This is a genomic window from Streptomyces thermocarboxydovorans, from assembly GCF_039524635.1.
Taxonomy (GTDB): domain Bacteria; phylum Actinomycetota; class Actinomycetes; order Streptomycetales; family Streptomycetaceae; genus Streptomyces; species Streptomyces thermocarboxydovorans.
On sequence record NZ_BAAAGU010000015.1, the window covers coordinates 19,360 to 45,343 of the forward strand.

The following is a 25,984-nucleotide window of genomic DNA, read 5'->3' on the forward strand; positions in this document are numbered from 1 at the left end:
AGGGATCGCCGGTACTTCGCCTCGGTGAGCTTCATGCAGCCCAGCCGGTACGACGCCGTCGCCGACGAGGCGGTCGCCGGCGAGGCGGTGCGGTTGCCGGCCGGGCTGCCCACCGGGATCGACACCAGCACAGGCGGCGGGGCCCGGAAGAGCCCGCCCGCGGAGCGGCCGCTCCGTCACCTGAGCCTCGGAGGACCGGGCGCGACTCCGAGGCGAACGGGGGCCGCCCGTCGTGGAAGGAGTTCCTCATGGCCAAGGCAGTAGGCATCGACCTGGGCACCACGAACTCGGTGATCGCCGTCTGGGAGGGCGGGGAGCCGACGGTCGTGCCCAACAGCGAGGGCAACCGCACCACACCGTCCGTGGTGGCCTTCACCGACACCGGCGAGCGCCTGGTGGGACAACTGGCTCGCCGCCAGGCGATCCTCAATCCCAATGGCACCGTCTACTCGGCCAAGAGGTTCATCGGCCGGCACTTCGACGAGATCTCCGAGGAGGCCAAGGCCGTCGCGTACGACGTGGTCGAGGGGGACGGCGGCGTCGCCCGCTTCAAGGTGCGCGACAAGCTCTACGCGCCCGAGGAGATCAGCGCGCAGGTGCTGCGGAAGCTCGCCGACGACGCCTCCAAGCAGCTGGGCGAGCGGGTCACGGAGGCGGTCATCACGGTTCCCGCCTACTTCAACGACGCCCAGCGCACCGCCACCAAGGACGCCAGACGGATCGCCGGCCTGGAGGTGCTGCGGATCATCAACGAGCCGACCGCGGCCGCCCTCGCCTACGGCATGGACAAGAAGCAGCACGAGACGGTGCTCGTCTTCGACCTGGGCGGCGGCACCTTCGACGTCAGCATCCTCGACGTCGGCGACGGCGTGGTGGAGGTGCGGGCCACGGCGGGCGACAGCCATCTGGGCGGCGACGACTTCGACCGCCGGCTGGTCGACCACCTCGCCGACGGCTTCCAGAAGGAGAACGGCATCGACCTGCGCCAGGACCCACAGGCGCTGCAACGCCTGTTCGAGGCCGCCGAGAAGGCCAAGACGGAGCTCAGCTCCGTGACCCAGACGCAGGTCAGCCTGCCGTTCATCACGGCCGACGCCTCCGGGCCCAAGCATCTGACCACGACGATCATGCGGTCCACGTTCGAGCAGATCACCGGCGACCTGGTCGAGCGCTGCCTGGGGCCGGTGCGGCAGGCCATGGAGGACGCCAAGATCAGCGAGAACGACATCGACGAGGTCATCCTCGTCGGCGGCTCCACCCGCATCCCCGCCGTCCAGGCCCTGGTGCGGAGGCTGACCGGCGGCAAGGAACCCAACATGAGCGTCAACCCCGACGAGGTCGTCGCGATGGGTGCCGCCATTCAGGCCGGGGTCCTCAAGGGCGAGGTCAAGGACGTCCTGCTGCTCGATGTCACCCCCTTGTCGCTCGGTGTGGAGACACGCGGCGGTGTGATGACGAAGATCATCGAGCGGAACACCACCATCCCGGTGCGTCGCTCCGAGACCTTCTCCACCGCCGAGGACAACCAGCCCGCCGTCGACGTCGTCGTCCTGCAGGGCGAGCGGGAGAGGGCCGCGGACAACCGGGTCCTGGGCCGTTTCCAGCTCACCGACATACGCCCCGCGCCACGCGGTGAGCCGCAGATCGAGGTCACCTTCGACATCGACGCCAACGGCATCCTCAACGTCACCGCGCGGGACAAGGACACCGGCAAGGAGCAGGGCATCACCATCAGCGAGAGCTCCAATCTCGACCGGAGCGAGGTCGAGCGGATGGTCCAGGAGGCCGAACGCAACCGCGCCCAGGACCAGGCCCTGCGCGAGGCGGTGGACGCCCGCAACGAACTCGACGCCGTCGCCTACCAGGTCGAGAAACGCCTCGGCGAGCTCGGCGACGCCGCGCCGGCCCATGAGAAGGCCCGTGCCGAGATGCTGGTGGCCGAGGCCCGCGAGGCGGTCAAGAACGAGGTCGGGGCGGACCAGGCCCGGCCGCTGACGTCCGAACTCCAGCAGATCCTCGCGGGGCTCGCGGCCCACCAGGCAGGAGCCGGCGCGGGCACCGGCTCACCGGAGGAATCCGGTCCCGGCGGAGCCGCGCGGGGCGGCTCCGGGGACGACGACGTGATCGACGCCGAGTTCGACAAGGGCTGAGGTGCCCGCCATGGCCATCCCACCCCAGGGCCCGGAACCCGATCGCCCACAGGAAGGCGCCGAGCAGCCTCCCCGCGAGGACCTGCCACAGCCCGGACCGCCGGGCGAGGAGACCGAGCCGGGACCCGACGCCGCATCCGGCACCGCTGCACCTGACGAGGAGCACGCGGCCGCGCTGCGAGAGGCCGAGGACCGCTGGCGACGCGCCCTGGCCGACCTCGACAACCTGCGCAAACGCCACGCCAGGGAGCTGGAGCGGGAGGCCGCGGCCGAACGCGCCCGTACGGCGGCGGCCTTCCTGCCCGTCATCGACAACCTGGACCTCGCCCTGAGCCACGCGGCCGCCGACCCCGGCGCGATCATCGAAGGCGTCCGGGCCGTGCGTGACCAGGCCGTGCACGTCCTGGAACGGCTCGGCTACCCGCGCCATGCGGAAAAGGGTGTGCCGTTCGACCCCGCCCGGCACGAGGTGGTCGGCGTGGTCGAGGATCCCGACGCCGATCCCAACACCGTGGTCCAGGTGCTGCGCCCCGGATACGGGGAGGGCCAGCGGCAGCTGCGGCCCGCCGCCGTGACCGTGGCCAAGCGGGAGTGACCGTCCATGGCACGCGACTACTACGAGGTGCTCGGCGTTCCGCGCACCGCCGACCGGGACGAGATCCAGCGGGCCTACCGCACCCTGGCCCGCAGGTACCACCCCGACATCAACAAGGACCCCGGGGCGGAGGAGCGGTTCAAGGAGATCAACGAGGCCTTCAGCGTCCTGTCCGATCCAAAGCAGCGAGCCCGCTACGACCGCTTCGGCGAGGACTTCCGGAAAGTCCCGGAGGACTGGGAGGAACGGGTCGCCGCCGGCGCGGGAGCCGGCAGCGGCTTCAGGTGGACCACCGCCGGCGGCCCTCGGGTCCGCTACGCCACCAGCGGCTTCGACACGGAGGGCATCGACATCGACGACCTGTTCGGCTCGTTCTTCGGCGGCGCCGGACGGATGCGTGTCCCCGGAGCCGACCAGGAGGCCGAGCTGCCGCTCACCGTCGAGGAGGCCTATCGCGGAGGCCGCCGCACCGTCACCCTCGCCGGGCCCTCGGGGCAGCGGCGCTACGAGGTGGACGTGCCGCCCGGCGTCACCGACGGCCAGCGCATCCGGCTGGCGGGCGAGGGCGGCCGCGGCAGCGGGGGCGCTCCCGCGGGCGATCTGTATCTGCGCGTGCGGATCAAGCCGCACCCCCGGTTCCGTCTCGACGGCCGGGACGTCCATGTGGAGCTCGAGGTCACTCCCTGGGAGGCCGCGCTGGGCGCGACGGTCCCGGTGCCCACGCCGAGCGGTGCCACGGCGAAGGTGACCGTGCCTGCCGGGTCCTCCAGCGGCCGGCGTCTGAGGCTGCGCGGCGAGGGCATGCCGGGCCCGCATGGCGCGAACGGGGACCTGTACGCGGAGCTGCGGATCATGGTGCCGCCCCGGCTGAGCGACCGCGAACGCGAGCTGTGGGAGGAACTGGCCGCTGTCTCCGCCTTCGACCCCAGGAGGACCCGATGAGCGACCGACAGGCCGAGGCCCGCCCGTCCTACGCACCCGCGGCCCAGGTGGGTGTGCAGTACGCGATCGTGCCCGTGCCCAGACTCTCCCTCGAGACGGTGGCCCGCCGCTCAGGCCTGCATCCCGACCTGATCCGCCGGTTCGTCGCCCTCGGACTGGTGGACGCCGACCGTGACGCCTCCGGGCAGCTGGTGTTTCCCCCCAGCGCCCCGGCGGCCCTGGCCCGCGTCCAGCGACTGCGCACCGGACTGTGCCTGAACTACGCATCCCTCGGTCTGGTGCTCGACCTGCTCGACCGCATCAGCTTGCTCGAAGCCGCGCTGCGGCGTGCAGGCGTGAGGAGTGATCTGCCGCCATGGACATGAACCGCCTGACCCAGAGGTCACAGGAAGCCCTGCAGGAGGCGCAGAGCGTCGCCGGCCGCCTGAGCCACACCGAGGTCGACGGCGAGCATCTGCTGCTCGCCCTCCTCGAACAGGAGGAGGGCCTGATCCCGCGGCTGCTGCAGCAGGCGGGCACCGAGCCCGAGGAGCTGCGCGCGGCCGTACGCGAGGAACTCTCCCGCCGGCCCAAGGTGACCGGCCCGGGGGCGGCGCCCGGCCAGGTCTTCGTCACCCAGCGTCTGGCCCGGCTGCTGGACGCGGCCGAGCGGGAGGCGAAACGCCTCAAGGACGAGTACGTCTCCGTGGAGCACCTGCTGCTGGCCCTGGCCGAGGAGGGCCCGTCGACCGCCGCCGGGCGCCTGCTGAAGGAGCACGGCGTCACCCGGGAGTCGTTCCTCGGGGCCCTCACCCAGGTCCGCGGTAACCAGCGCGTGACCTCGGCCAACCCGGAGACGGCCTACGAGGCCCTCGAGAAGTACGGCCGTGACCTGGTCGCCGAAGCCAGGACCGGGCGGCTCGACCCGGTGATCGGCCGGGACGCCGAGATCCGCCGCGTCACCCAGATCCTCAGCCGCAAGAGCAAGAACAACCCTGTCCTGATCGGTGACCCCGGCGTCGGCAAGACCGCCATCGTCGAGGGGCTCGCCCAGCGCATCGTGCGCGGTGACGTGCCCGAAGGGCTGCGCGACAAGACGATTTTCGCCCTCGATATGGGTTCGCTCGTGGCGGGCGCCAAGTACCGCGGCGAGTTCGAGGAACGCCTGAAGGCCGTGCTGAGCGAGGTCAAGGCCGCGGAGGGGCGGATCCTGCTCTTCGTCGACGAGTTGCACACGGTCGTCGGCGCGGGCGGCGCCGAAGGAGCCATGGACGCGGGCAACATGCTCAAGCCCATGCTGGCACGCGGCGAACTGCACATGATCGGCGCGACCACCCTGGACGAGTACCGCAAGCACATCGAGAAGGACGCCGCCCTCGAACGCCGCTTCCAGCAGGTCCTGGTGGACGAACCCAGCGTGGAGGACACCGTCTCCATCCTGCGCGGACTGCGCGAACGGCTGGAGGTCTTCCACGGCGTCAAGATCCAGGACACCGCGCTGGTCGCGGCGGCGACGCTCTCCCACCGCTACATCACTGACCGGTTCCTGCCCGACAAGGCGATCGACCTCGTCGACGAGGCCTGCGCCCGGCTGCGCACCGAGATCGACTCGATGCCCGCCGAACTCGACGAGATCACCCGCCGCGTCACCCGCCTGGAGATCGAGGAGGCCGCCCTGTCCAAGGAGACCGACCCCGCCAGCAAGGCACGCCTGGAGGAACTGCGCAAGGAACTCGCCGACCTGCGCGCCGAGGCCGACGCCAAACACGCCCAGTGGGAGGCCGAACGGCAGGCCATCCGCCGCGTGCAGGACCTGCGCCAGGAACTGGAGCAGGTCCGCCACGAGGCGGAAGAGGCCGAACGCGCCTACGACCTCAACCGCGCCGCCGAACTCCGCTACGGCCGCCTCCAGGACCTCGAACGCCGGCTGGCGGCCGAGGAGGAGCAACTGGCCGCCAAACAAGGGGAGAACCGGCTGCTGCGGGAGGTCGTCACCGAGGAGGAGATCGCCGACATCGTCGCCGCCTGGACCGGCATCCCCGTCGCCCGCCTGAAGGAGGGCGAACGCGAGAAGCTGCTGCGCCTGGACGAGATCCTGCGTGAGCGCGTCATCGGCCAGGACGAGGCCGTCAAGCTCGTCGCCGACGCCATCATCCGCGCCCGCTCCGGCATCCGCGACCCTCGCCGTCCCATCGGCTCGTTCATCTTCCTCGGGCCCACCGGCGTGGGGAAGACGGAGCTGGCCAAGACCCTCGCCCGGGCCCTGTTCGACGCCGAGGAGAACATGGTCCGCCTCGACATGAGCGAGTACCAGGAGCGGCACACCGTCAGCCGCCTCGTGGGAGCGCCGCCCGGATACGTCGGTTACGAGGAGGGCGGCCAGCTCACCGAGGCCGTGCGCCGCAAGCCGTACTCCGTGGTGCTGTTCGACGAGATCGAGAAGGCGCACACCGATGTCTTCAACACCCTGCTGCAGATCCTCGACGACGGCCGCGTCACCGATGCTCAGGGCCGCACCGTCGACTTCCGCAACACCGTGATCATCATGACGTCCAACATCGGCTCCGAGCACCTCCTCGAGGGCGCCACCGCCGAAGGGGAGATCAAGCCGGACGCCCGCGCCCTGGTGATGGGCGAGCTGCGTGGGCACTTCCGCCCGGAGTTCCTCAACCGGGTCGACGACATCGTGCTGTTCAAACCGCTCGGTGAGGCGCAGATCGAGCGGATCGTGGAGCTGCAGTTCGACGAACTGCGCCGCCGCCTCGCCGAACGCCGCATCACGGTCGAACTCACGGACAAGGCCCGCGAGCTGATCGCGCACCAGGGCTACGACCCGGTGTACGGGGCCCGGCCGCTGCGGCGCTACATCTCCCACGAGGTCGAGACACTCGTCGGGCGCGCCCTGCTGCGTGGCGATGTCCAGGACGGCGCGAAGGCCCGCGTCGACGCCGAGCACGGAGAGCTGGTGGTCACCTACGACCAGCCGGAGGACGCGCAGGGAGCGAGGGCGGCATGAGCACCGTGCGCGCCACCAACGTCACCTGCCCGCACTGCGGGCGCACCAACCGGGTGCCCGTGGCCGCCGAGGGCCGCCCCAGGTGCGGCAACTGCAAGCAGCCTCTGCCGTGGACGGCCGAAGCGGGCGACGACGACTTCGCCGAGGTCGCCGAGCAGGCGGCCGTCCCTGTCGTCGTCGACCTGTGGGCCACCTGGTGCGGCCCCTGCCGCATGGTGAGCCCGGCGCTGGAGAAGGTCGCCGCCGATCTCGCGGGAAAGATCAAGCTCGTCAAGGTCGACATCGACAAGAACCCGCGCCTGGCACAGCGCTTCGAGGTCCAGGCGGTACCGACGCTGCTGATCCTCGACAAAGGGCAGACCATCGCCCGGCAGGCGGGGGCCGCGCCTGCCGCTGCCCTGCGGCGCTGGGTGGAACAGTCGATCGCCGGCCACCAACCGGCCGGGAAAGGATGATCGGCCATGACCGTACGGACCGACCCCCGCCTCGCCCTCGTACACCCCGTCACCCCGCGCACCCCGGGCTGCGAGGAATGTCCGGCCGCGCATTCCGCCCGGGTCCGGTGGTGCCTCGTCCACGAGGCGTTCGAGTGATGCCCCGCGACGAGACGCAGCCGGGCGCGGCGCCTGTGCGGGACGAGGCGGACAAGAGCGTCCCCCTCGAGACGCCCGACATCTACGGCGCCTATCCCCGCCTGTCGGACGACCAGACGGCCCGCCTGGCACAGCACGGCCGGCGGCGCGCTGTCGACGCCGGTGACGTGCTGATCCGGGAGGGGGAGCGGTGCGAGACGTTCTACGTCATCCTCAGCGGCGCGGTGGCCGTCGTCGAGGGCTACGGCACACCCGACGAACACCTGCTCCGGGTGCACGGCCCTGGCCGCTTCATCGGCGAACTGGGCCTCGCGCACGGACAGATCGCCTTCTACACCGCCGTGGTCAGGAACCCGGGCGAAATCCTCGCCCTGTCCATCGACCAGCTGCGTGATCTGGTGACCCGGGACTCCCTCCTCGGCGATGTGGTGCTGCGCGCCTGTCTGGGCCGCCGTGCCCTGCTCGTCGGGCAGGGCGCCGGGTTCCGCATCATCGGCTCACGCTATTCGCCCGACACACGGCGGCTGCGTGAGTTCGCCGCCCGCAACCGGCTGCCGTACCGCTGGATCGATCTGGAGACGGACCAGGAGGCCGAGGCGCTGCTGCGCCGCTTCGCCGTCGGTCCGGAACAGACGCCGCTGGTGATCTGGCGGGACACGACCCTGCTGCGCAACCCGAGCAACGCCGAACTGGCCCGGCTGATCGGCCTGCCGCCCCTGCCGTCGGGCAACGGCCGCGGCGATCTCCTCATCGTCGGTTCCGGTCCGGCCGGCCTCGCCGCCGCGGTGGCCGCCGCTTCGGAGGGCCTCGGCACGACCGTGGTCGAGGCGCTGGCCACTGGCGGCCAGGCCGGGACGTCCTTCCGCATCGACAACTGCTTCGGCTTCCCCTCCGGCATCTCCGGTGCTGAACTCACCGAGCGCGCTGTGCTCCAGGCGGAGAAGTTCGGCGCCCGGATCAGCGTCCCGGCGGAGGCGGCCCGGCTCGAAGCACGGGACGACCACTTCGCCGTCGGCTTCACCGACGGCAGCGAGATCACGGCCCGTGCCGTCGTCCTGGCCACCGGCGCTCGCTACCGCCGCCTCGATGTGCCCGGCATCGAGCCGCTGGAGGGCTCGAGCGTGCACTACTCGGCCACGGTCCACGAAGCCCAGCAGTGCCGTTCCGACCCCGTGGCGGTGGTGGGCGGCGGCAACTCCGCGGGGCAGGCCGTGCTCTTTCTCGCGCAGTTCGCGCCGGAGGTGTATCTGCTGGTCCGCGGGCCGAGCCTCGAGGCGCACATGTCCCGCTACCTGATCGATCAGATCGAGCGCCACCCGCGGGTGCGCGTGCTGCTGCACACCCGGATCACCGAGGCGTCCGGCGAGAAGTCGCTCGAGTCGGTCACGGTGGTCGATCTCCGTACGGGCCGGCAGCGCGACCTCGGAGTGCGCGCCCTGTTCGTCTTCACCGGCGCCGACCCCCACACCGGATGGCTGTCCGGCGCGATCGCGCTCGACGCACGCGGCTATGTGCTCACCGGAGCGGAGGCACAGGCCTGCTCCGTTCCCGGACTGTGGCAGGGCCAGGGCCGCGACTGCCTGACCCTGGAGACCAGCCTTCCCGGCGTCTTCGCCGCCGGTGACGTCCGCAGCGGTTCGGTGAAACGCGTGGCCTCCGCAGTCGGCGAGGGCGCGATGAGCATCCACTTCGTGCACCGCTACCTCGACCGCACGGCCGTGCCCGGCGGCACCGACAGCTTCCCGCACCTGCGTCCGAAGGAGTCCGCTTGGCTCGCATGACACCCGGCGTGAGACGAGATCACAACAAGAGGAGGCGAGGGAAATGACGATGCCCGTACGGCGTAGCCCCGGTGGCGTGATCCGGGAGAGGCCCTTGGGCTGGGCGCGCAATCCGCTCATGGAGTTCGATCAGCTGCTCAACGAGATGAGCGGGCTGCTCGAATCCACCGTCGGGGGCACGGCGCCCGCACGCGCGTGGACACCCATGGCGGATGTCACGGAGTCCGACGACGCCTTCCACGTCGAGATCGAACTCCCCGGCGTCAAGAGCGAGGATGTCGACGTCGAGGCGAGCAGTCAGGAACTGGTCGTCAGCGGAGAGATCAAGGAGAAGGAACGCAAAGGCGTCCTGCGCCGGAGCACCCGCCGTTCCGGGGCCTTCGAGTACCGGTGGCGGCTGCCCGTGGAGGCCGACACGGAGAAGATCACAGCGCAGATGACGGACGGTGTGCTCACCATCACCGTCCCCAAGGCCGAGGTCGCCAGGCCCCGGCACATCGAGATCAGCGAAACGAGTGAAAGCACGGAGAGCAGCACCTGAGAGGCAGCCGCGGTTCCGGACGGCGTCCGGAACCGCGGCCGGGCCGGGGCTCGACCTCCGGGGGTGACTCATGAACGACGTCGTCCACCACAGCTCCTCAGCGCGATCGAGGCGCGGCATGCGGTCCGCCACCGGCCCCGTCACGGCGCCGGCGCCAGGCGCGCACCAGCCGAAGGGGGAGGAGCCCCAGCGGTGCTCGCCGTCCCATGTCCGCCCGGTCCTCGCGGTCGAACGCCCGTGCGTAAAGCTCCGCGTCCCGGGCCGTCGGGTAGCGCTTGCTCCCCTCTGCCCCGCATCCGCGCGCGCAGTGCCAGAGCATCGTGTCGCCCTCGTGGAAGAAGCGGAACCGGTGTCCCAGAAGGTGGCAGCGCAGCATGGGGGACCACGTTATCCGCACTGGCGTGTTCCGTCCTGTTCTGTCCCACCCCCGGCGTCAGCCTGCCGACCTGAACGAGGAGGCGTGGCATGACCGCCACCTCCGAGCTCGGCGTGGTCACCACCAAGGTTCCCGCCCGGCTGGACCGGCTGCCCTGGTCCCGCTTCCACTGGCGGATCGTCGTCGGCCTGGGAACCGTCTGGATTCTGGACGGCCTCGAGGTGACGATCGTCGGGGCGGTCGCCGCCCGTATGACCGAGGCGGACAGCGGCATCGACCTGACCAGCGCCGACATAGGCACCGCCGCCGCCATCTACGTGGCGGGCGCCTGCGTCGGCGCTCTGCTGTTCGGCAGGCTCACCGACCGCTTCGGGCGCAAGAAGCTGTTCATGCTCACGCTCGGCATCTATGTCCTCGCCACCGTCGCGACCGCGTTCGCCCATGACGCCTGGTACCTCTACCTCGCCCGCTTCATCACGGGTATGGGCATCGGCGGAGAGTACGCCGCGATCAACTCGGCCATCGACGAGCTGATCCCCGCGCGCAACCGGGGGCAAGTGGATCTGGCCATCAACGGCAGCTACTGGGTCGGTTCGGCGCTCGGCAGCCTGGTCGCCGTGCTGCTTCTCAACGAGAGCCTGCTGGCGGCCGACCTCGGCTGGCGGCTGGCCTTCGGCCTGGGCGGCGTTCTGGGCCTGGGAATCATGCTGGTACGCCGCCACGTTCCGGAGAGCCCGCGCTGGCTGTTCATTCACGGGCATGAGGACGAAGCCGAACGCATCGTCGACCGGATCGAGGCCGAGGTGCGCGAGGAGACCGGCCGGGAGCTGCCGGAACCCGGCGAGGCGGTCACCGTGCGGCAGCGCAAGGTCATCCCGTTCAGGGAGATCGCCGGCGTGGCCCTGCGGCGGTACCCGAGGCGCGCCCTTCTCGGCCTGGCGCTCTTCATCGGACAGGCGTTCCTGTACAACGCGATCGTCTTCGACCTGGGCACGATCCTGAGCGGATTCTTCGACATCGGCTCCGGCACGGTCCCCTACTTCCTCGCCGTCTTCGCGATCGTCAACTTCCTCGGGCCGCTCCTCCTCGGCCGGCTGTTCGACACCGTCGGCAGGAAACCGATGATCACGGGCACCTACGTCGCCTCGGCAGCCGTGGCCACCGTCCTCGCCGCCCTGATGATCACCGGCTCCCTGACCACAGCGTGGTTCTTCCTGCTGGTCTCGCTGACCTTCTTCGTGGCCTCCGCGGGAGCGAGTTCCGCCTACCTGACGGTGAGCGAGGTCTTCCCCATGGAGACCCGGGCCCTGTCCATCTCGCTGTTCTTCGCCGTCGGCACGGCAGTGGGCGGGATCACCGGACCGCTGCTGTTCGGCCACTTGATCCACACGGGCGACGCGGACCTGGTGGCCATAGGCTTCCTCGTCGGAGCGGCGGCCATGGCACTGGGCGGGCTCGCCGAGGTCGTCTTCGGTGTGCGGGCCGAACAGCAGTCCCTGGAGAACATCGCCCGGCCGCTCACCGCCGAGGAGGCGGAGGCGGACTGGCGCGGCGAGCCCGCGCCGCAGGACGAACGAGACCGTCTCCGGCCGGCAGAGGTCCAGCAGGCGGCGCACGAGCGGGACCGGCGGATCGCCGACCGCACTGCCCGCCGCCGGCAGCGGCACCGCGCCGGAGCCCGCCGCTATCGTCCGGGCACCGGGCAGGGCAGCAGGATGTACTCGCCGGGGATGGTCGGCACCGCGGGCCCGGCAAGCCGTACGTCCGCCATGTCGGAACAACGCCTCGACGACGAGATCGAGCAGATCACCCACGCGGTCCAGGAATCCGGTCCGACGAGCCGCCAAAGCCTCAAACAGGCCGTGGACGGGCGTTCCTGGGGCCCCCGGCGCTTCCGCCGTGCCCTGCGTGAGTCCGAGCGGGAGTCCAGGGTCAAGGCCGTCGGCAAGGACCGCTACGCGCCGGCGGACGGACGCGACCGGTCCGACAACGCACCGGACGACCCGCATGACCGGCGCTGACCGGTACAGAGGAGGCAGCGATGAAATATGACGAATTCCTTGCCCGGGTGCGCGAGCGAGGCGAGTACAACGACCGGGACGAAGCCGCGGACGTCACCAATGCCGTGCTGGAGGTGCTGGCCCATCGGATCAGCCCGGGAGAGGTCAGGGATCTCGCGTCCCAGCTGCCCGACCCGCTGGGAGACGTTCTGAACCGTGCCGCGCCGCAGCAGGCCGAGAGCTTCGGGATCGAAGAGTTCTACCGCCGGGTCGCCGAGCGCACCCGCGCCCGGCCCCGTACCGCGCAGTGGGACGCCGGCGCGGTGCTGACCACCGTCGCCGACGCCGTCACCGGGGGAGAGCTGAATCAGATCATCAGCCAGCTCCCCTCCAGTTACGCGGTCCTGTTCGGCAAGGCCGACCTCGCGGACTGAGCCCGTGAGGCACCCGGAAACGAAAGGCCAACGACAAATGGTTGAAACAGGTTTCTCATCGTTCGACACCATGGTGGACAAGGCCAATCGGCTCCTCAAAGACGTCGAGGAGGCCTTCGAGTGGCCCAAGGACCGGCGCAAGCAGTCGTATGCGGCGCTGCGGGCCGTGCTGCACCCGCTCCGGGATCGTCTCCCGGTCGAGACAGCCGTACAGTTCGGTGCCCAGCTGCCGACCATCGTCCGAGGCGTCTACTACGACGGCTGGAAACCGGCCGATACGCCCATGAGGATGAGCAACGAGGAGTTCTTCGCACGGGTCCGGAGCGAATTCCCCTACGCGGTCGAGGGCGGCAGCGAGAGGCTGGTGCGCACCGTACTGAAATCCCTGCAGCGCCATGTGAGCGCCGGCGAATGGCAGCACCTCAAATCCCGGGTGCCGCACTCGTTCGCCGCGCTCCTGCCGTGATCCGGTCCGAAATCCGGTCCGAAATCCGGTCCGGGATCCGGTCCGAAATCCGGTCCGGGGAGGTCCCGCTCCACCGCGGGACGACCGCTCAACCGCGGGACGAGCCCGACGGGGACGCGGCGCCGCGGCGGGCTCACAGCAGAAGGTCGAAGACGGCTCGAGCCTCGTCCCAGTGCTGGGTCTGGGGGTTCTTCAGGTCGGGGTGGAGGATCTTGAAGCTCTGGGCAAGGGCCAGGCTGAGCCCGCCGATGATCTCCGGATAGGCCGCCTCGGTCTCCTCGTCGGGCGTGCGGTCCAGAGTGGGGTGGGCGGCGAGCTGTTCCAGGATCGGCTTGAGCTCTATTTCATGGTCGATCTTCCGGAAGTTGTGAATGCTCTCCTGCAGGCCCTTCGTTATGGGCAGGTCGCACAGGCGGATGACGTCGCGCCCGTTGGCCTTGGCGGTGGCCTGGGCGACGGTCAGCAGACCGTAGAGCTTGGCGTCGACGAAGTCGCTGTAGCGCTTGAGGTCGTTCTTGTCGACGTCAAGCCCCCCGGCCACGCGGAAGAACCTTTCGAACCTGGCGATGGACATCACGGTCATGACGGCAACCTCCAGCTGCGGGCTCGCGAGGGCTCCCGCCCCCTGGGTCTGCCAGCCAGCCTGACCGAGAAAAGTGCGCGAACGCATGCGCATACCGGGCCCAATTAGCCTCCCTGTGTTGCCCTGCCAGGCCCAGGCGTCCGGCCGCCCGGGGAGTCGGACGGGCGTGCGGATCGACTGCGGATCGACGGCAGGGGAACATCGCGTCGCCGAGCGGCTACGTACGGGGTGCCCCCCGGCGGCGGAGGCGGCGTGTCATGCGGAATCGACGTTACTCGGTGGCGTCTGCGGGCACCTCGGATCGCGGGGCATCCGACGCCAGATGTTCGCCTCCGCGACACGGAAGCCACTGGACGCCGCGCAGTACCTGACGTTGTCCTGGTTCGTGGCTTCGGTCGCCACCGTGGGCGGCGCGCTGGGATCGGGCCTGGAGAGCGACGAGGCGATCCGGGCAGCCGCCTACTCCAAGCGCGAACAGGAACGCCGCGCACCCTCCAGGACTACCGCGATGACAAGCCCTCGGAGTGAACCCGCGGCACGAACGGCTTCCGGACACGTGTCGGCCCAGCTGCGGACGGGGCGGCCGTGGGGTGCGGAAGGCGACGGATCAGGACCCGGACACCGAGGTGGGTGAGGGCTCCGGCGGCGGGGAGCGACGCGCCTCCTGAAGCGGGAAGTAGTCTCCCGGCCGGGTCGAGCGCCGCCACACGTACACCGCTGCCGCCATCACGAGGATCAGCCCCGCCAGGACGAGCAGTTCGATCCCCTCGACCTTCCACCGGAAGGACTTCTCCGCCTCGGCCGTGACGATGAGCACCTTGCGGATGCCGGCGATCAGGCCGACGACGAGGAACGGCTCCGCGTCTAGGGTCCGGTTCCGGATGGTGAGGCGGACGGTGTGGAGCAGTTCGGCGACGATGAACAGCACAAGGCCGTTGTCCAGGGCGCTGAGAACGACCGTCTCCGCGCGGTACGGCCCCTGAAGCGCGTCGACGAGGTCGCGGACGACCTCGACCGTCAGGAGCCCCGCGAGCAGCACCAGGAGGCCGGCGATGACGAGGTGAATGCCGTCCTCGACGAGCTGCAGGACGCCCTGCAGCCGGTTGCCCTCGATCTTCGGGAGAATCGGTCGCACAGGCAACATGCTAGGAGTCCCCCGGCCCGCAGGCGCGGCGTGCGGCCGACGGGGGGTGTTTCCTCAGGTCAGGGCCCTGATGGCTGCCTCCAGGTCAGCAAGTGGCTCGACAGCTCGCCCGCGGGACGGGGTCGTCCTTCAAGGAGTGCGGTCCGCGCTGACAGAGCTTCGTGAGGCCGGGTGCGGAAGTGGGAGCGGAACGCAGATCCGGGTTCCGCTCCCACAGTGTGTGTCGGACCCGGCTACTCGGCCTCCTCCTCCAGCACTCGCTGGGCGACGGCGAACGCCGAGTTGGCCGCCGGGACCCCGCAGTACACCGCGGTCTGGAGCAGCACCGCGCCGATCTCCTCAGGGGTGAGTCCGTTGCGGCGGGCCGCGCGCACGTGCATGGCGAGTTCGTCATAGTGGCCGTGTGCGACCAGCGCCGTGAGGGTGATCATGCTGCGTTCGCGACGGGCGAGGGTCGGGTCGGTCCAGATCTCGCCCCAGGCGTAGCGGGAGATGAAGTCCTGGAAGCGGGCGGTGAACGGCGTCTGCCGCGCCTGCGCCCGGTCGACGTGCGCGTCGCCCAGCACCTCCCGGCGCACCTCCATGCCGCGCCGGGCGGGTTCACCGAAGTGCGTCCGCAACGCCGTCAGCACCGCCTCCGGGCGCTGGGCGGGCGCCAGGTGCGAGGCCCCGGCGAGTTCCACCAGCGCGGCACCGGGCACGGCGTCCGCGATCTCCCGCAGATGCGCCGGCGGTGTGGCCGGGTCCTCCCGCCCGGCGATGGCCAGCGTGGGAACAGTGATCTCCGCCAGCCGGTCGCGCAGGTCGAACGCGGCCAGCGCGTCGCAACAGGCGGCGTACGCGTGCGGGTCGGCCTCCCGGTGGTCCCGGACCAGCCGCGGCACGGTGAACCCGGACGTGAACCAGCGGGCGTCGGCGCTCTCGGCGAGCCCGGCCAGCCCTTCACGGCGCACCAGCGCGGCCCGTTCCTCCCACGGCCCGGCCCCGTTGAAGTGCGCCGAGGAACAGATCACGGCCAAGGAGGAGAGCCGGTCCGGCCGGTGCACGGCCAGGTGCAGTCCCACCGCCCCGCCCAGTGAGACACCGGCGTAGGAGAAGCGCTCGATGCCGAGCGAGTCGGCCAGCGCGAGCACCAGCCCGGCGAGATCGCCCACGCTCGCACCGGGACCGATCAGCCCTGCCGGCGAACCGCCGTGCCCCGGCAGGTCCCACCGGACCACCCGGTGCGTGGCCGACAGTTCGGGCGCCACCTGGTCCCAGAGGGCGTACGAGGTGCCGAGCGAGGGGCCCAGCAGCAGTGGGGGAGCCGAAGGGGGGCCTTCGACGCGGTGGTTGAGCAGCTCACTTGTCAACGTCGCTCCAGGGCACGGTCGGTGAGGTGTCCGGCGGAACCGGTGTAACGGGAGGCGTCGATGAGCGCGGAGACATCGACCTCCTGCAGTTCGACCTCCTTCAGTTCGGGCTCCGCGGTGAGCAGTTCCGCCAGGTCGCGGCCCTCCTCGTACGCCCTTCGCGCCAGTGACGTCAGGAGGTCCTTGGCCCGGGCACGGCCGAGAACCGGGGCCAGCTCGGCGGAAAGCCGTTCGGAGACGATCAGTCCGCGGGTGAGGCCGAGGTGTTCGCGCATCGCGTCCGGGTGCACCCGCAGCCCCTCGGTCAGCTCGGCGGCGTCCCGGGCGGCACCGCCGACGAGGCGGAGCAGGTCCCTGAGCGGTTCCCACTCGGCGTGCCAGGCCCCGGCCGGCCGTTCGTCCTCGGCCACCAGCGAGCCGTACAGCGTGGCCGCGAGCTGCGGCGCTCGCCGGGCCGCCGCCGCGATCAGCGTCGAGCGGACCGGGTTCGCCTTGTGCGGCATGGCCGACGAGCCGCCACCGCTGCCCTCGGACACCTCCGCGATCTCGGTACGGGACAGGGTGAGGACGTCCGCCGCGAGCTTGCCCAGCGCGCCGGCGGCGAAGGCGAGGCAGCCGGCGAGATCGGCCACCGGCGTCCGCAGCGTGTGCCAGGGCAACACCGGTTCCGCGAGGCCCAGTTCGCGGGCGTACGCACCCGGGAGCGCCGTGGCGTCCTCGGCTCCGTACGCCGTGAACGCCGCCAGCGTCCCCGCCGCTCCGCCGAGCTGTGCGGGCAGCGAGTCGCGGACCCGCCTCACCCGGTCCCGTGCGTCCAGCACCAGCGCCCGCCACCCGGCCGCCTTCAGCCCGAACGTCGTCGGTACGGCGTGCTGGGTCAGCGTCCGGCCGGCCATCGGCGTGTCACGGTGCTCGGCGGCCAGTCCGGCCAACGCCCGCGCGCAGCGCTCCAGATCGGTGAGGACCACCGCGAGTACGCGGCGGGCGATCAGCATCGTCGCCGTGTCCATGATGTCCTGGCTGGTCGCCCCGCGGTGCACGTACGGGCCGTGCTCCTCGCCCACGGCCCGGGTGAGCGCCGCGACCACGGGGATCACCGGGTTCCCGCCGCCGCGGGCCTGTAGAGCGAGGGACGCGACGTCGAAGCGGGCCGGGTCTACGGCCTCCGTCACCGCCCTCGCCGCCTCCGCCGGGGCGAGCCCCGCGGTGGACTGGACCCGGGTGAGGGCGGCCTCCGCGTCGAGCAGCGCCCGCAGGAACGCCGTGTCCGTCGTCTCGGCGGCTGCCGCGGTGCCGGCCCATCCGGGGGCGAGGAGCCCGGTGCCGGAATCGGCCGCTGTCACTGGAACTCCAGGAAGACCGTCTCGCCCTCGCCCTGAAGGCGGATGTCGAAACGGTACGTGCCGTTGCCCTGTCCCCTGGCGATGAGCGTGCCGCGTCGCTCCTCGTCCAGCTGGGACAGCAGCGGGTCCGCGGACAGCGCCGCCTCGTCGTCCGGCAGATAGATCCGGGTGAACAGGTGGACGAGCAGACCGCGGGCGAAGACGCACACGCTCAGGTGCGGCGCGCCGCGGCCGCGCGCTCCGGGCCGGAGCGTGCGCGCGGACCAGTGACCGTTCGCGTCGGTCTGGATCCGCCCGAATCCGGTGAACTCCACGCCGTTGCGCCCGAGGAAGCCGCCCGTCGCCGGGTCGCGCCGCATCGAGCCGTCGACCTGGGGCACGTCGCCGTCCGGGTCCGGTCCCCACAGCTCCACGAGGGCGTCCGGCACCGGGTCGCCGTTGCCGTCGTACACGTAGCCCTGGAGGGCGATGGTGTCCGGGTGGCCGACGGGCGCGATGTCGCCGCCGCCGGGGAAGGGCAGGGCGTGGCCGTAGAAGGGGCCGACCGTGTGCGACGGGGTGGGCAGCACGGTCTCCGGACGGGTGGTGTCGATCTTCGTCATGGCGGGTCAGCGCCCCTCTTCCATCCAGGTGGCCCGGGGTCCGTCGAGCACGATGTCCCAGCGGTACCCCATCGAGAACTCCGGCACCGACAGGTCGTGGTCGTATGTCGCGATCAGCCGCTGCCGTGCGGCGTCGTCCGTCACCGACTGGATGATCGGGTCGTACGGGATCAGGGGATCGCCGGGGAAGTACATCTGCGTCACCAGCCGCTGGGTGAACGACGTGCCGAAGACCGAGAAGTGGATATGGGCGGGCCGCCAGGCGTTGAGGTGCTGGCGCCAGGGGTAGGGGCCCGGCTGGATGGTGGTGAAGTGGTAGCGGCCCTCGTCGTCGGTGAGGGTGCGGCCCACGCCGGTGAAGTTCGGGTCCAGCGGGGCGTCGTGCTGCTCACGCTGGTGCGCGTAGCGGCCCGCCGAGTTGGCCTGCCATATCTCGATGAGCTGGCCGCGGACCGGACGCCCGTCGCGGTCAAGCAGCCGGCCGGAGACGGTGATGCGCTCGCCGATCGGCTCCCCGGTGTGCTGCCGGGTGAGGTCGTTGTCGGTCTCGGTGATGTCCCGCTCGCCGAAGGCGGGGGAGTGCAGCTCCACCGACTCCGGGTCCTTGCCGACGTCGATGGCGACCGGCGTCCGCTTCGGGTGGCGCAGCAGCGAGGAGCGGTACGGCGCGTAGTCGCGGCGCGGATGGTGCACGACCGGGGCGCCGTCGGCGACACGCTTCTCGTACGCGGCGTGCTCGGCCGCGATCTCCCGGTCGATGTCCTGCTGGGTGAGAGTCATGGGGATACCTGTGCGCTTCCTAACGTTCGAGGACGAGAGCGAGGCCCTGGCCGACGCCGATGCAGAGGGTGGCGACGCCGGTGCCGCCGCCCTTGCGCGCCAGCTGGTGGGCGACGGTGCCGGCCAGGCGGGCACCGGAGGCGCCCAGGGGATGACCGAGAGCGATGGCGCCGCCCTGCGGGTTGAGGACCGACGGGTCGAACTCCGGCCATTCGGCCACACAGCCGAGGACCTGGGCGGCGAACGCCTCGTTCAGCTCCAGCACGTCCAGATCGGCGAAGGACCTGCCCGCCTTCGCCAGCGCCCGGTTGACGGCCTCGACGGGTGCGAGCCCGAAGAGGTGGGGGTCGACGGCGTTCACGCCGGTCGCGGAGATCCGGGCCAGTGGTTCGCGGCCGGTCGCCTTCAGCCCTTCCTCGTCGGCCAGGAGCAGGGCCGCGGCGCCGTCGTTGAGCGGCGAGGCGTTGCCCGCCGTCACCGTGCCGTTCTCCTTGCGGAAGGACGGCCTGAGCCCGGCCATCTTCTCGAGGGAGGCGTCGGGGCGGACGCACTCGTCGACCGCGTGGAGCACCGGGTCGCCCTTGCGCTGCGGCACGGGCACGGGAACGAGTTCCGCATCGAACAGATCCTCCGCCTGCGCCGCGGCCGCCTTCCGGTGGGAGTTCAGGGCGAACTCGTCCTGCTGCTCGCGGCCGATCCGGTGCTTGCCGGCGATGAGTTCGGCCGACTCGCCCAGCGGGATCGTCCACTGCGGCGCCATCGCGGGGTTGACCATCCGCCAGCCCAGGGTGGTGGAGTACAGCTCGGTGTGCCCGGCCGGGAACGGCCTGTCGTTCTTGGGCAGGACGTACGGGGCGCGCGTCATCGACTCCACGCCGCCGGCGAGGGCGATGCGGGCGTCGCCGCAGGCGATGGTGCGGGCGGCCTGGATCACGGCCTCCAGGCCGGAGGCGCACAGCCGGTTCACGGTCACACCGGGCACGGAGGTGGGCAGGCCGGCCAGCAGGGCGGCCATGCGGGCGACGTTGCGGTTCTCCTCGCCGGCGCCGTTGGCGTTGCCGAAGCAGACGTCCTCGACGCGCGAGGGGTCGAGGCCGGGCGTACGGGCGAGGAGTTCGCGGATGACGTGGGCGGCCAGGTCGTCCGGGCGGACCGCGGCCAGGGCGCCGTTGTAGCGGCCGATGGGGGTGCGGACGGCATCGACGATGTAGACGTCGCGCAGACTCATGACGCGATCTCCTCGGTGAGCTGCTCGAGTTCTTCCGCGACGCGGATCCGGGCGGCGGTCTTCGCGGCGATCTCCTCGACGGTGACGCCCGGTGCCGTCTCGACGAGTGCCAGCCCGTCGGGGGTCACGTCCAGCACACCGAGATCGGTGATGATCCGGTCCACGCACGCCTTGCCCGTCAGCGGCAGCGTGCACTCGGACAGGATCTTCGGCGAGCCGTCCTTCGCGGTGTGCGTCATGACGACGATGACGGTGCGGGCGCCGTGCACCAGGTCCATCGCGCCTCCGATGCCGGTGATCATCTTGCCGGGGACGGCCCAGTTCGCCAGGTCCCCCTTCTCGGAGACCTGCATGGCGCCGAGCACGGCGACGTCGATGTGCCCGCCGCGGATCATCGCGAACGACAGGGACGAGTCGAAGAAGGACGCGCCCGGCAGGACCGTGACGGTCTCCTTGCCCGCGTTGATCAGGTCCGGGTCGACCTGGTCCTCCGTCGGGTACGGACCGGTGCCCAGAATGCCGTTCTCCGACTCGAGGATCACCTCGACGCCCGCCGGGAGATGGTTGGGGATCAGCGTCGGCAGGCCGATGCCGAGGTTGACGTACTGACCGTCCTTCAGCTCGCGCGCCGCGCGGGCGGCCATCTCCTCACGTGTCCAGGCCATCAGCCGTTCACCGTCCCTCGTGCCGCAGGCGCCGTGACCGTGCGCCGCTCGATCTGCTTGTCCGCCGCCTGCTCCGGGGTGAGCGCGACCACCCGCTGCACGAAGATGCCCGGCAGATGCACCGCGTCCGGATCGATGGCGCCGGGTTCGACGAGCTCCTCGACCTCGGCGATCGTCACGCGCCCGGCCATCGCGGCCAGCGGGTTGAAGTTGCGCGAGGACTTGCCGAACACGAGGTTGCCGTGCCGGTCGCCCTTCGCGGCCCGTACGAGGGCGAAGTCCGTGCGGATGCCGCGCTCCAGCACGTACTCGGTCCCGTCGAACTCGCGGACCTCCTTCGGCGGCGAGGCCAGCGCCACGCCGCCGCTGCCGTCGTAGCGCCACGGCAGCCCGCCGTCGGCGACCTGGGTGCCCACGCCGGCCGGGGTGTAGAAGGCGGGGATCCCCGCCCCGCCGGCGCGGAGCCGCTCGGCCAGCGTGCCCTGCGGGATCATCTCGACCTCCAGCTCGCCGGCCAGGTACTGCCGTGCGAACTCTTTGTTGGCCCCGATGTAGGACCCGGTCACGCGGGCGATCCGGCCGGCCGCCAGCAGCACCGCGAGCCCCGAGTCCAGCGCCCCGCAGTTGTTGGAGACCACGCCCAGTCCGCCGACGCCGCGCTCGTACAGTGCCTGGATCAGCACGTTCGGTACGCCGCTCAGCCCGAATCCGCCGACCGCCAGCGTCGCACCGTCCGGCACGTCCGCCACCGCCTCGGCGGCTGTCGGCACCACCTTGTTCATCGGTACAGCCTCATCTCTTGTCGCAGCAATAGTCAGTGCGCTGAGCATCTGGGAATTGGTCAGTGCACTGACTGTCCGGGTGAGGTTTTCGTACGCTCCCACTTCTCGATGAGGCCGTCAAGGCCTCCGATGAGGGCCGGTCGGGAAGGGGGGAGCGGTCGAAGGGGGCGGGGTTGAGGTGCCGGTCGGCTGGTATCGTTCAGTGCACGGAGTGGATCGCAGGGAATGGCGCGGATACCGAGGAGTACAGATGGCAGCGGTGGACCTGAACTCCCACCCGGGGCACCTCGCCCGGCGGCTCCAGCAGGCGCACCACCTGCTGTGGAACACGATGGTCTCCGAGGAGATCACCTCGCCGCAGTTCGCCGTCCTCAACACGCTCGTCGCCGAACCCGGCCTCGACCAGCGAACGGTGGGGGAGCGGGTCGGACTCGACCGCTCGACCATCGCGGAGGTCGTCAGCCGGCTCATCCGGCGCGGGTTCCTCGACAAGGTCCGCGATCCGCAGGACGGCCGGCGCTGTCTGTTGCGTCTGACCGACGACGGTCTGCGGGCCCATCGCAAGCTGACGGTGCGCACCGCGCGGATGAACCAGGTCTTCCTGGCGCCGCTCTCCGCCGAGGAGCGGACACTGTTCTTCTCCCTCATCCAGCGCGTGACCGACGCCGCCGACGAACTTCGCGCGCCGGCGGACGATCTCGTCGCGCACCCCTGATCGTCGGTCATGTCCAGCCGGGCGGCGATGCCCCGGCGGCCGGAGCGCGACGCTCCTCACGATGGACACGGCGTCCGGCGAACGCCACTCCCGCCGCCACGGCGTTGGCAGCGAGCACACCGGACCAGGCGGGGCCGTAGGAGCCGGCGGCGTCGGCGAGCAGGCCGAAACACACCGGGCCCAGGGCGAAACCGAGATAGAGGCCGACGGCCAGGACCCCGGACGCCGAGCCCACCACGCTCAGGGGCATCGTCCGGACAAGGGCGAGCATGATCACCACGTTGGCGGCGATGCCGCTCGCGCCGAACACCGCGGCGCCGGCCCACAACAGTGCGGGCGCGTCCATGGTGTCGGCCACCATGAGACCGCCGATGGCGAGTGCGCAGACGGCAGCCAGGACGGACAGCAAAGGGTACGGATTGCGTACGCGGTCCGCCGAGCGCCCCCAGGCGATGCGGGCCACCAGTCCCACCCCGCCGGCCACGGCGACGGTCAGACCGGCCGCCCGCACGGGCATCTCCAGCCGCTCGAAACCGTAGAGAGGCAGATAGACGTTGGTGGCCTGGAGCGCGGCACCGGACGCGAGGGCGTAGCCGGTGAGCCACCACACCCCGACCGGAAGGTCCGCGAGCCGGTGTCCCGGACCCCGGGCGGGGGCCGGCGGCACGGCCGGCACCGCGCTCCGCACCATGACCAGCCCCGCCACGGCGACCACCGCGGCGGCCAGGGCGGCGCCGCGCCATCCCCACCACAGTGCGAGGCTCGGCAGGAGAAGGCCGGCCCCGAACTGGCTCATCTGAACCCCCGACTGCTTGACGCCCATCAGCCCGCCCCGCTGCCCCTGGGACACGTGTGCCGCGATGAGCTGGTTGGTCACGGGGTTGGACAAGGCCTGCGTCGCCCCGCTGAGGGCCACGGCGACCAGCAGCCAGCCGTACGAGGGAGCCGCCGCGACACCGAGGAGGGCCAGGCCGGCGCCCGCGAACAGGACGGCGAGCACCACCCTCCCGCTCAGGCGGTCCGTGTACCGTCCCGCGACGGGGGACGAGTGGGGTCGAAGCGGCGTGCCTCATGGATGCCGCCTGCCCCCTCCGGCCGCAACCGCGACCTCGGTCGCCCCGGTGTCCTTTCGTCCCCTACGTCGGCGCCACGGGCCTCGGCTTCGGCACCGTCGTCATTTCCGAGACCGAAGCCGCAGCCGACTCCACCGCGGTGGCCCCCGTGTGACCTGCTGCGTCATGATCACCCGCGCCCGCGAGGGGGACCGGTCCCAGGCCGGCAGGGCAGCCGGTTGCCGAGCCACCTGGTAGCTGCACGGGTGGACCATGATGCGCTGGGCGCCCGCTGGGGGAGATGTCCGAGGGAAGGGGGGCAGCCCCGACCCGTACGTACGACAGGGGGACCCCCGTATCCGCCATGCCGCCGCCTCCCAGCAGCGATACTGGATGCATGGACACGACGATCCCCGCCCCCCGAGCCGAGGTGCTGCGGGACCGCTACCGCAGCCGACTGCCCGAGCGCTTGCAGGAGCTGGCCGGTCCCGTTGAGGGCGAAGTGGACCTGCCGCTCCACATCGCCTGGTCCGGGCGGACCAGCTACAGCCTGGACCGTCCGAAGTCCCGCATGACGCTCTACCGGACCGTCCTCGCCGAAGGACTGAGTGAGGACCTGGTGGCCCTCTTGCACCACCGGTTGCTCACCGAGCAGTGGCCCGTGTTGCGGCGCTTGATCAGTCCCTACATCCGCGAGGTCTGGGAGGACGCCTTCCCTGAGCTGCTCCGCACCGCTCTCGCCGATCCGACCCCCGCGTGAAGCTCACTCCGCTCCACGAGCGTCTCCTCGCCGACATCCTCGACCTCGGCTCCCCCTACCCTCTGGTCCTCACCGGCGGATACGCCGTGCAGGCCCACGGCCTGGTCGAACGCTTCAGCCGTGACCTCGACGTCGCCACCGAGAACCCCGCTCCGATGCAGGAGATCGTCGCCTCACTCACAGCAGACCTCAGCGCGCGCGGATGGCGGACCACGCACGTCCAGACCGATCCGCTCAGTGGCCGGTTCCTCGTCACCGATCCGGACACCGGCGAGGAGTGCGAGGTCGACATTCTCAAGGAGGCATTCTGGGCTCCGCCTGCCCAGACCCCATACGGGCCCGTTCTCTCCCTCGACGACGTGATCGGCACCAAGGTCCGTGCCCTCGCCGACCGCGGCACCGTCCGCGACCTTATCGACGTCCAGGCTGCCTCCCGCCACCGCTCAACCGCCGACCTCGAATCACTGGGCCGCCGTCGCGCTCACGACGAGTTCAGCCTCGAGGACCTCCGGGACCGGCTGATCGGCGCGGACTGGTACGAGGATGAGGACTACACCGCGTACGGGCTCACCTCCCGGCAGATCGAAGAACTCAAGGCGTGGGCGCTGGAGTGGGCGGAGGATCTGGGTGCGCGGATCCATGACGAGAACGCCTGAGAGGCAGTCACCGCGTCCATCCCCTCTACCGCCATTGCAACAAGAGGATGCGCTGTAGCCAGCAGGTTCCAATCCGGAGCCGTTCACGGTGGGTGGCTGCCCTGCACGGCGGATGTGCATGGCAGCCGAGCGATACCCCGCAGTGGACTCATGGCGAAACCGGGCTGCGGTAACGATCAAACACCGCATCCCGCTCCCACTCTCAGGTCCAGTCCGGGTCCCGACGGTCGAACTCGGTAACAGCCAGCTCGAAGAATTGGTCGGAAGGCTTCCCGCTGGATCCATTTACTACCAGTGCTGACAGCATCGGCTCGGGACCGGTGCTGTCCCTGCAGCAGACGTCTGCCAGCAGAAGCGAACATCATCCGGCTGTGGTAGTTCGCGCGAGTCCTCGGTGTCCGCGCCCGAGATGTCCCTCGGCGCGGGCCATGTGCGCGTGCCCGCGCCTGGGTTGAGAAGGGCTGAACCCCGTCAGAACCGGCCGGCTGTCGCAGCCTTGACGGTCAGCCCGCCGCCCTGCGCGTACCTCGCAGTCACCGCAGCCGACAGGCCGGCGTCAGGCAAGCGTCCCCGACGTCACCCAATCAAGTTCATCAGCTTCAACGCCCCCGTCATGCTGTTCGGCCGGGCGTTCCCGGCCAGTCCAACGGTGCCTCACCCCGGCACAGCAACAGGTGATACAGATGGCGAGGGGATCGCACTGATCCAGCTGATCGCCAGCGGGGCACCGATGGCGGAGGACCTCGCCGAAGGACGCCTGCGCTACCGGATGGCGCGGTGGCACGTTGGTCTCGTCCTGTGGATCGATGATCCGCAGCAGGCCGACGCCCTGGACAAGGCGATCGCCGTCGTGCGCTCCGCCTCCGGGGGGCGGAGCGCCCTGGTGGCGCGCGCCAGCGCCACGTCGCGGTGGATCTGGCTCTCGGGGGAGGCCGTCCCGGACCTTCGCACCCAGCAAGGCGCGGCCCACAGCAGGACGGGGGCGATCAGGGGGATGCAGCGCATCAGGCGGTGCAGTCGGCTCGGCCGCGGGGCCTGCGCTCCATCCTTGGCAGACCGGATGCTGCTGGTGTCGGTCACGCTTCCCCTCCCCGACCGGGCTGCCGTCTCGCGCACTGTATCCGGTCGACTTCGGGCCGGCCGGCCCGGCGTTCATGGGCGCGGCCCCTTTGGGCAGTGACCCGCCCCATGCCCTCAGGCTTCTGATATGCCGTCAGGTATGTCAGCGTTTTGTCAGAATCGATCTTGGCACGTTTCGCGAAGGCCGCTCGCGTAGGTGCATCTTCGACGAGCCACAACAGCCGAGTTCGCGCGGAAGCCCAGGCAGGAGCCTGCTCACCGGAGTGAAGCGATGTTCCTCACAATCTTCGAGTCGGGCTCGTGCCAGTTGTAGAGTGATACCGCCCTTGACCTGCAAAAAGCAGGCAGGGAGCCGACTTCCAGGAGTCC

The 25,984-nt window shown here is 70.8% G+C and carries 24 protein-coding genes and 2 pseudogenes; 15 read left to right on the forward strand and 11 right to left on the reverse strand.

The features are described 5' to 3' along the window. Window positions 1–248: 248 nt before the first annotated feature. The 12 genes from dnaK (at window position 249) to ABD198_RS09240 (ending at window position 12,873) form a co-directional block, all read left to right on the forward strand. Complete coding sequence (gene dnaK, locus ABD198_RS09185) at window positions 249–2,150, forward strand: molecular chaperone DnaK (RefSeq protein ID WP_343999310.1); 1,902 nt, start codon at window positions 249–251, stop codon at window positions 2,148–2,150. A gap of 10 nt (window positions 2,151–2,160) precedes the next feature. Then, window positions 2,161–2,745 (forward strand): nucleotide exchange factor GrpE, encoded by a 585-nt coding sequence (locus ABD198_RS09190; protein ID WP_343999312.1) that lies wholly within the window; start codon window positions 2,161–2,163, stop codon window positions 2,743–2,745. A gap of 6 nt (window positions 2,746–2,751) precedes the next feature. Next, window positions 2,752–3,687 carry a DnaJ C-terminal domain-containing protein gene (locus ABD198_RS09195; RefSeq protein ID WP_343999314.1) on the forward strand — a complete coding sequence of 312 codons (936 nt, stop codon included), beginning with the start codon at window positions 2,752–2,754 and terminating at the stop codon, window positions 3,685–3,687. Next, the gene (locus ABD198_RS09200) at window positions 3,684–4,052 is read left to right on the forward strand and encodes a chaperone modulator CbpM (RefSeq protein WP_343999315.1); all 369 of its coding nucleotides are present in this window, start codon (window positions 3,684–3,686) and stop codon (window positions 4,050–4,052) included. The genes ABD198_RS09195 and ABD198_RS09200 overlap by 4 nt, the downstream gene beginning before the upstream one ends. Further along, window positions 4,043–6,682 carry an ATP-dependent chaperone ClpB gene (clpB, locus tag ABD198_RS09205; protein ID WP_343999316.1) on the forward strand — a complete coding sequence of 880 codons (2,640 nt, stop codon included), beginning with the start codon at window positions 4,043–4,045 and terminating at the stop codon, window positions 6,680–6,682. The genes ABD198_RS09200 and clpB overlap by 10 nt, the downstream gene beginning before the upstream one ends. Then, a complete protein-coding gene (gene trxA, locus ABD198_RS09210) occupies window positions 6,679–7,137 on the forward strand; it encodes a thioredoxin (RefSeq protein WP_343999317.1) in 459 nt (152 codons plus the stop codon). Before clpB ends, trxA begins: the two co-directional genes overlap by 4 nt. A gap of 6 nt (window positions 7,138–7,143) precedes the next feature. Then, entirely contained in the window at window positions 7,144–7,275 is a 132-nt protein-coding gene (locus ABD198_RS09215; RefSeq protein ID WP_343999318.1) for a hypothetical protein, read from the forward strand. After that, window positions 7,275–9,056, forward strand: a complete 1,782-nt coding sequence (locus tag ABD198_RS09220; RefSeq protein ID WP_343999319.1) for an FAD-dependent oxidoreductase — start codon at window positions 7,275–7,277, stop codon at window positions 9,054–9,056. The genes ABD198_RS09215 and ABD198_RS09220 overlap by 1 nt, the downstream gene beginning before the upstream one ends. 43 nt (window positions 9,057–9,099) lie before the next feature. Continuing rightward, entirely contained in the window at window positions 9,100–9,597 is a 498-nt protein-coding gene (locus tag ABD198_RS09225) for an Hsp20/alpha crystallin family protein (protein ID WP_343999320.1), read from the forward strand. 465 nt (window positions 9,598–10,062) lie between these two features. Continuing rightward, window positions 10,063–11,994: an MFS transporter gene (locus tag ABD198_RS09230; protein WP_343999321.1), complete on the forward strand. Its 1,932-nt coding sequence runs from the start codon at window positions 10,063–10,065 to the stop codon at window positions 11,992–11,994. Window positions 11,995–12,014: 20 nt separating this feature from the next. After that, window positions 12,015–12,407 (forward strand): DUF2267 domain-containing protein, encoded by a 393-nt coding sequence (locus tag ABD198_RS09235; protein WP_343999322.1) that lies wholly within the window; start codon window positions 12,015–12,017, stop codon window positions 12,405–12,407. A 70-nt stretch (window positions 12,408–12,477) separates the two neighbouring features. After that, complete coding sequence (locus ABD198_RS09240) at window positions 12,478–12,873, forward strand: DUF2267 domain-containing protein (protein WP_343999323.1); 396 nt, start codon at window positions 12,478–12,480, stop codon at window positions 12,871–12,873. A 133-nt stretch (window positions 12,874–13,006) separates the two neighbouring features. Here the strand turns inward: ABD198_RS09240 and ABD198_RS09245 are convergent, their stop codons facing one another. From ABD198_RS09245 to ABD198_RS09285, 9 genes are all read right to left on the reverse strand, one after another. Beyond that, window positions 13,007–13,456 (reverse strand): DUF1931 family protein, encoded by a 450-nt coding sequence (locus ABD198_RS09245; RefSeq protein ID WP_343999324.1) that lies wholly within the window; start codon window positions 13,454–13,456, stop codon window positions 13,007–13,009. Between the two features lie 607 nt (window positions 13,457–14,063). Further along, window positions 14,064–14,600 (reverse strand): phosphate-starvation-inducible PsiE family protein, encoded by a 537-nt coding sequence (locus ABD198_RS09250; protein WP_343999325.1) that lies wholly within the window; start codon window positions 14,598–14,600, stop codon window positions 14,064–14,066. Window positions 14,601–14,833: 233 nt separating this feature from the next. Then, the gene (pcaDC, locus tag ABD198_RS09255; RefSeq protein ID WP_343999326.1) at window positions 14,834–15,952 is read right to left on the reverse strand and encodes a bifunctional 3-oxoadipate enol-lactonase/4-carboxymuconolactone decarboxylase PcaDC; all 1,119 of its coding nucleotides are present in this window, start codon (window positions 15,950–15,952) and stop codon (window positions 14,834–14,836) included. Further along, window positions 15,949–17,295: a 3-carboxy-cis,cis-muconate cycloisomerase gene (gene pcaB / locus ABD198_RS09260; protein ID WP_343999327.1), complete on the reverse strand. Its 1,347-nt coding sequence runs from the start codon at window positions 17,293–17,295 to the stop codon at window positions 15,949–15,951. Before pcaB ends, pcaDC begins: the two co-directional genes overlap by 4 nt. After that, on the reverse strand, window positions 17,292–17,897 hold the full coding sequence (pcaG, locus tag ABD198_RS09265) for a protocatechuate 3,4-dioxygenase subunit alpha (RefSeq protein WP_343999328.1): 606 nt from the start codon (window positions 17,895–17,897) through the stop codon (window positions 17,292–17,294). The genes pcaB and pcaG overlap by 4 nt, the downstream gene beginning before the upstream one ends. Window positions 17,898–17,903: 6 nt before the next feature. Next, entirely contained in the window at window positions 17,904–18,677 is a 774-nt protein-coding gene (gene pcaH / locus ABD198_RS09270) for a protocatechuate 3,4-dioxygenase subunit beta (protein WP_343999329.1), read from the reverse strand. 19 nt (window positions 18,678–18,696) lie between these two features. Then, entirely contained in the window at window positions 18,697–19,899 is a 1,203-nt protein-coding gene (locus ABD198_RS09275; protein ID WP_343999370.1) for a thiolase family protein, read from the reverse strand. Window positions 19,900–19,901: 2 nt separating this feature from the next. Continuing rightward, window positions 19,902–20,570 carry a CoA transferase subunit B gene (locus ABD198_RS09280; RefSeq protein WP_343999330.1) on the reverse strand — a complete coding sequence of 223 codons (669 nt, stop codon included), beginning with the start codon at window positions 20,568–20,570 and terminating at the stop codon, window positions 19,902–19,904. Next, window positions 20,570–21,352, reverse strand: a complete 783-nt coding sequence (locus tag ABD198_RS09285; RefSeq protein WP_343999331.1) for a CoA transferase subunit A — start codon at window positions 21,350–21,352, stop codon at window positions 20,570–20,572. Before ABD198_RS09285 ends, ABD198_RS09280 begins: the two co-directional genes overlap by 1 nt. A gap of 250 nt (window positions 21,353–21,602) precedes the next feature. On the opposite strand from ABD198_RS09285, the gene ABD198_RS09290 reads away from it, so the two are divergent. Beyond that, complete coding sequence (locus ABD198_RS09290; protein ID WP_343999332.1) at window positions 21,603–22,067, forward strand: MarR family winged helix-turn-helix transcriptional regulator; 465 nt, start codon at window positions 21,603–21,605, stop codon at window positions 22,065–22,067. A 7-nt stretch (window positions 22,068–22,074) separates the two neighbouring features. Here ABD198_RS09290 and ABD198_RS09295 read toward each other — a convergent pair. Continuing rightward, window positions 22,075–23,100 (reverse strand): annotated as a pseudogene (locus ABD198_RS09295) (MFS transporter); the annotation flags it as partial. A gap of 416 nt (window positions 23,101–23,516) precedes the next feature. Between ABD198_RS09295 and ABD198_RS09300 the strand changes: the two are divergent. Beyond that, on the forward strand, window positions 23,517–23,879 hold the full coding sequence (locus ABD198_RS09300) for a hypothetical protein (protein ID WP_343999333.1): 363 nt from the start codon (window positions 23,517–23,519) through the stop codon (window positions 23,877–23,879). Continuing rightward, complete coding sequence (locus tag ABD198_RS09305; protein WP_343999334.1) at window positions 23,876–24,535, forward strand: nucleotidyl transferase AbiEii/AbiGii toxin family protein; 660 nt, start codon at window positions 23,876–23,878, stop codon at window positions 24,533–24,535. Before ABD198_RS09300 ends, ABD198_RS09305 begins: the two co-directional genes overlap by 4 nt. A gap of 948 nt (window positions 24,536–25,483) precedes the next feature. Here the strand turns inward: ABD198_RS09305 and ABD198_RS09310 are convergent. Beyond that, a pseudogene (locus ABD198_RS09310) lies at window positions 25,484–25,615 on the reverse strand (metallophosphoesterase); the annotation flags it as partial. Window positions 25,616–25,984: the final 369 nt, after the last annotated feature.

Bases quoted from the DNA above. Each gene is read 5' to 3' on its own strand.
- dnaK (WP_343999310.1), top strand. From the start codon at position 249: ATGGCCAAGGCAGTAGGCATCGACCTGGGCACCACGAACTCGGTGATC.
- ABD198_RS09190 (WP_343999312.1), top strand. From the start codon at position 2,161: ATGGCCATCCCACCCCAGGGCCCGGAACCCGATCGCCCACAGGAAGGC.
- ABD198_RS09195 (WP_343999314.1), top strand. From the start codon at position 2,752: ATGGCACGCGACTACTACGAGGTGCTCGGCGTTCCGCGCACCGCCGAC.
- ABD198_RS09200 (WP_343999315.1), top strand. From the start codon at position 3,684: ATGAGCGACCGACAGGCCGAGGCCCGCCCGTCCTACGCACCCGCGGCC.
- clpB (WP_343999316.1), top strand. From the start codon at position 4,043: ATGGACATGAACCGCCTGACCCAGAGGTCACAGGAAGCCCTGCAGGAG.
- trxA (WP_343999317.1), top strand. From the start codon at position 6,679: ATGAGCACCGTGCGCGCCACCAACGTCACCTGCCCGCACTGCGGGCGC.
- ABD198_RS09215 (WP_343999318.1), top strand. From the start codon at position 7,144: ATGACCGTACGGACCGACCCCCGCCTCGCCCTCGTACACCCCGTCACC.
- ABD198_RS09220 (WP_343999319.1), top strand. From the start codon at position 7,275: ATGCCCCGCGACGAGACGCAGCCGGGCGCGGCGCCTGTGCGGGACGAG.
- ABD198_RS09225 (WP_343999320.1), top strand. From the start codon at position 9,100: ATGACGATGCCCGTACGGCGTAGCCCCGGTGGCGTGATCCGGGAGAGG.
- ABD198_RS09230 (WP_343999321.1), top strand. From the start codon at position 10,063: ATGACCGCCACCTCCGAGCTCGGCGTGGTCACCACCAAGGTTCCCGCC.
- ABD198_RS09235 (WP_343999322.1), top strand. From the start codon at position 12,015: ATGAAATATGACGAATTCCTTGCCCGGGTGCGCGAGCGAGGCGAGTAC.
- ABD198_RS09240 (WP_343999323.1), top strand. From the start codon at position 12,478: ATGGTGGACAAGGCCAATCGGCTCCTCAAAGACGTCGAGGAGGCCTTC.
- ABD198_RS09245 (WP_343999324.1), bottom strand. From the start codon at position 13,456: ATGACCGTGATGTCCATCGCCAGGTTCGAAAGGTTCTTCCGCGTGGCC.
- ABD198_RS09250 (WP_343999325.1), bottom strand. From the start codon at position 14,600: ATGTTGCCTGTGCGACCGATTCTCCCGAAGATCGAGGGCAACCGGCTG.
- pcaG (WP_343999328.1), bottom strand. From the start codon at position 17,897: ATGACGAAGATCGACACCACCCGTCCGGAGACCGTGCTGCCCACCCCG.
- pcaH (WP_343999329.1), bottom strand. From the start codon at position 18,677: ATGACTCTCACCCAGCAGGACATCGACCGGGAGATCGCGGCCGAGCAC.
- ABD198_RS09280 (WP_343999330.1), bottom strand. From the start codon at position 20,570: ATGGCCTGGACACGTGAGGAGATGGCCGCCCGCGCGGCGCGCGAGCTG.
- ABD198_RS09285 (WP_343999331.1), bottom strand. From the start codon at position 21,352: ATGAACAAGGTGGTGCCGACAGCCGCCGAGGCGGTGGCGGACGTGCCG.
- ABD198_RS09290 (WP_343999332.1), top strand. From the start codon at position 21,603: ATGGCAGCGGTGGACCTGAACTCCCACCCGGGGCACCTCGCCCGGCGG.
- ABD198_RS09300 (WP_343999333.1), top strand. From the start codon at position 23,517: ATGGACACGACGATCCCCGCCCCCCGAGCCGAGGTGCTGCGGGACCGC.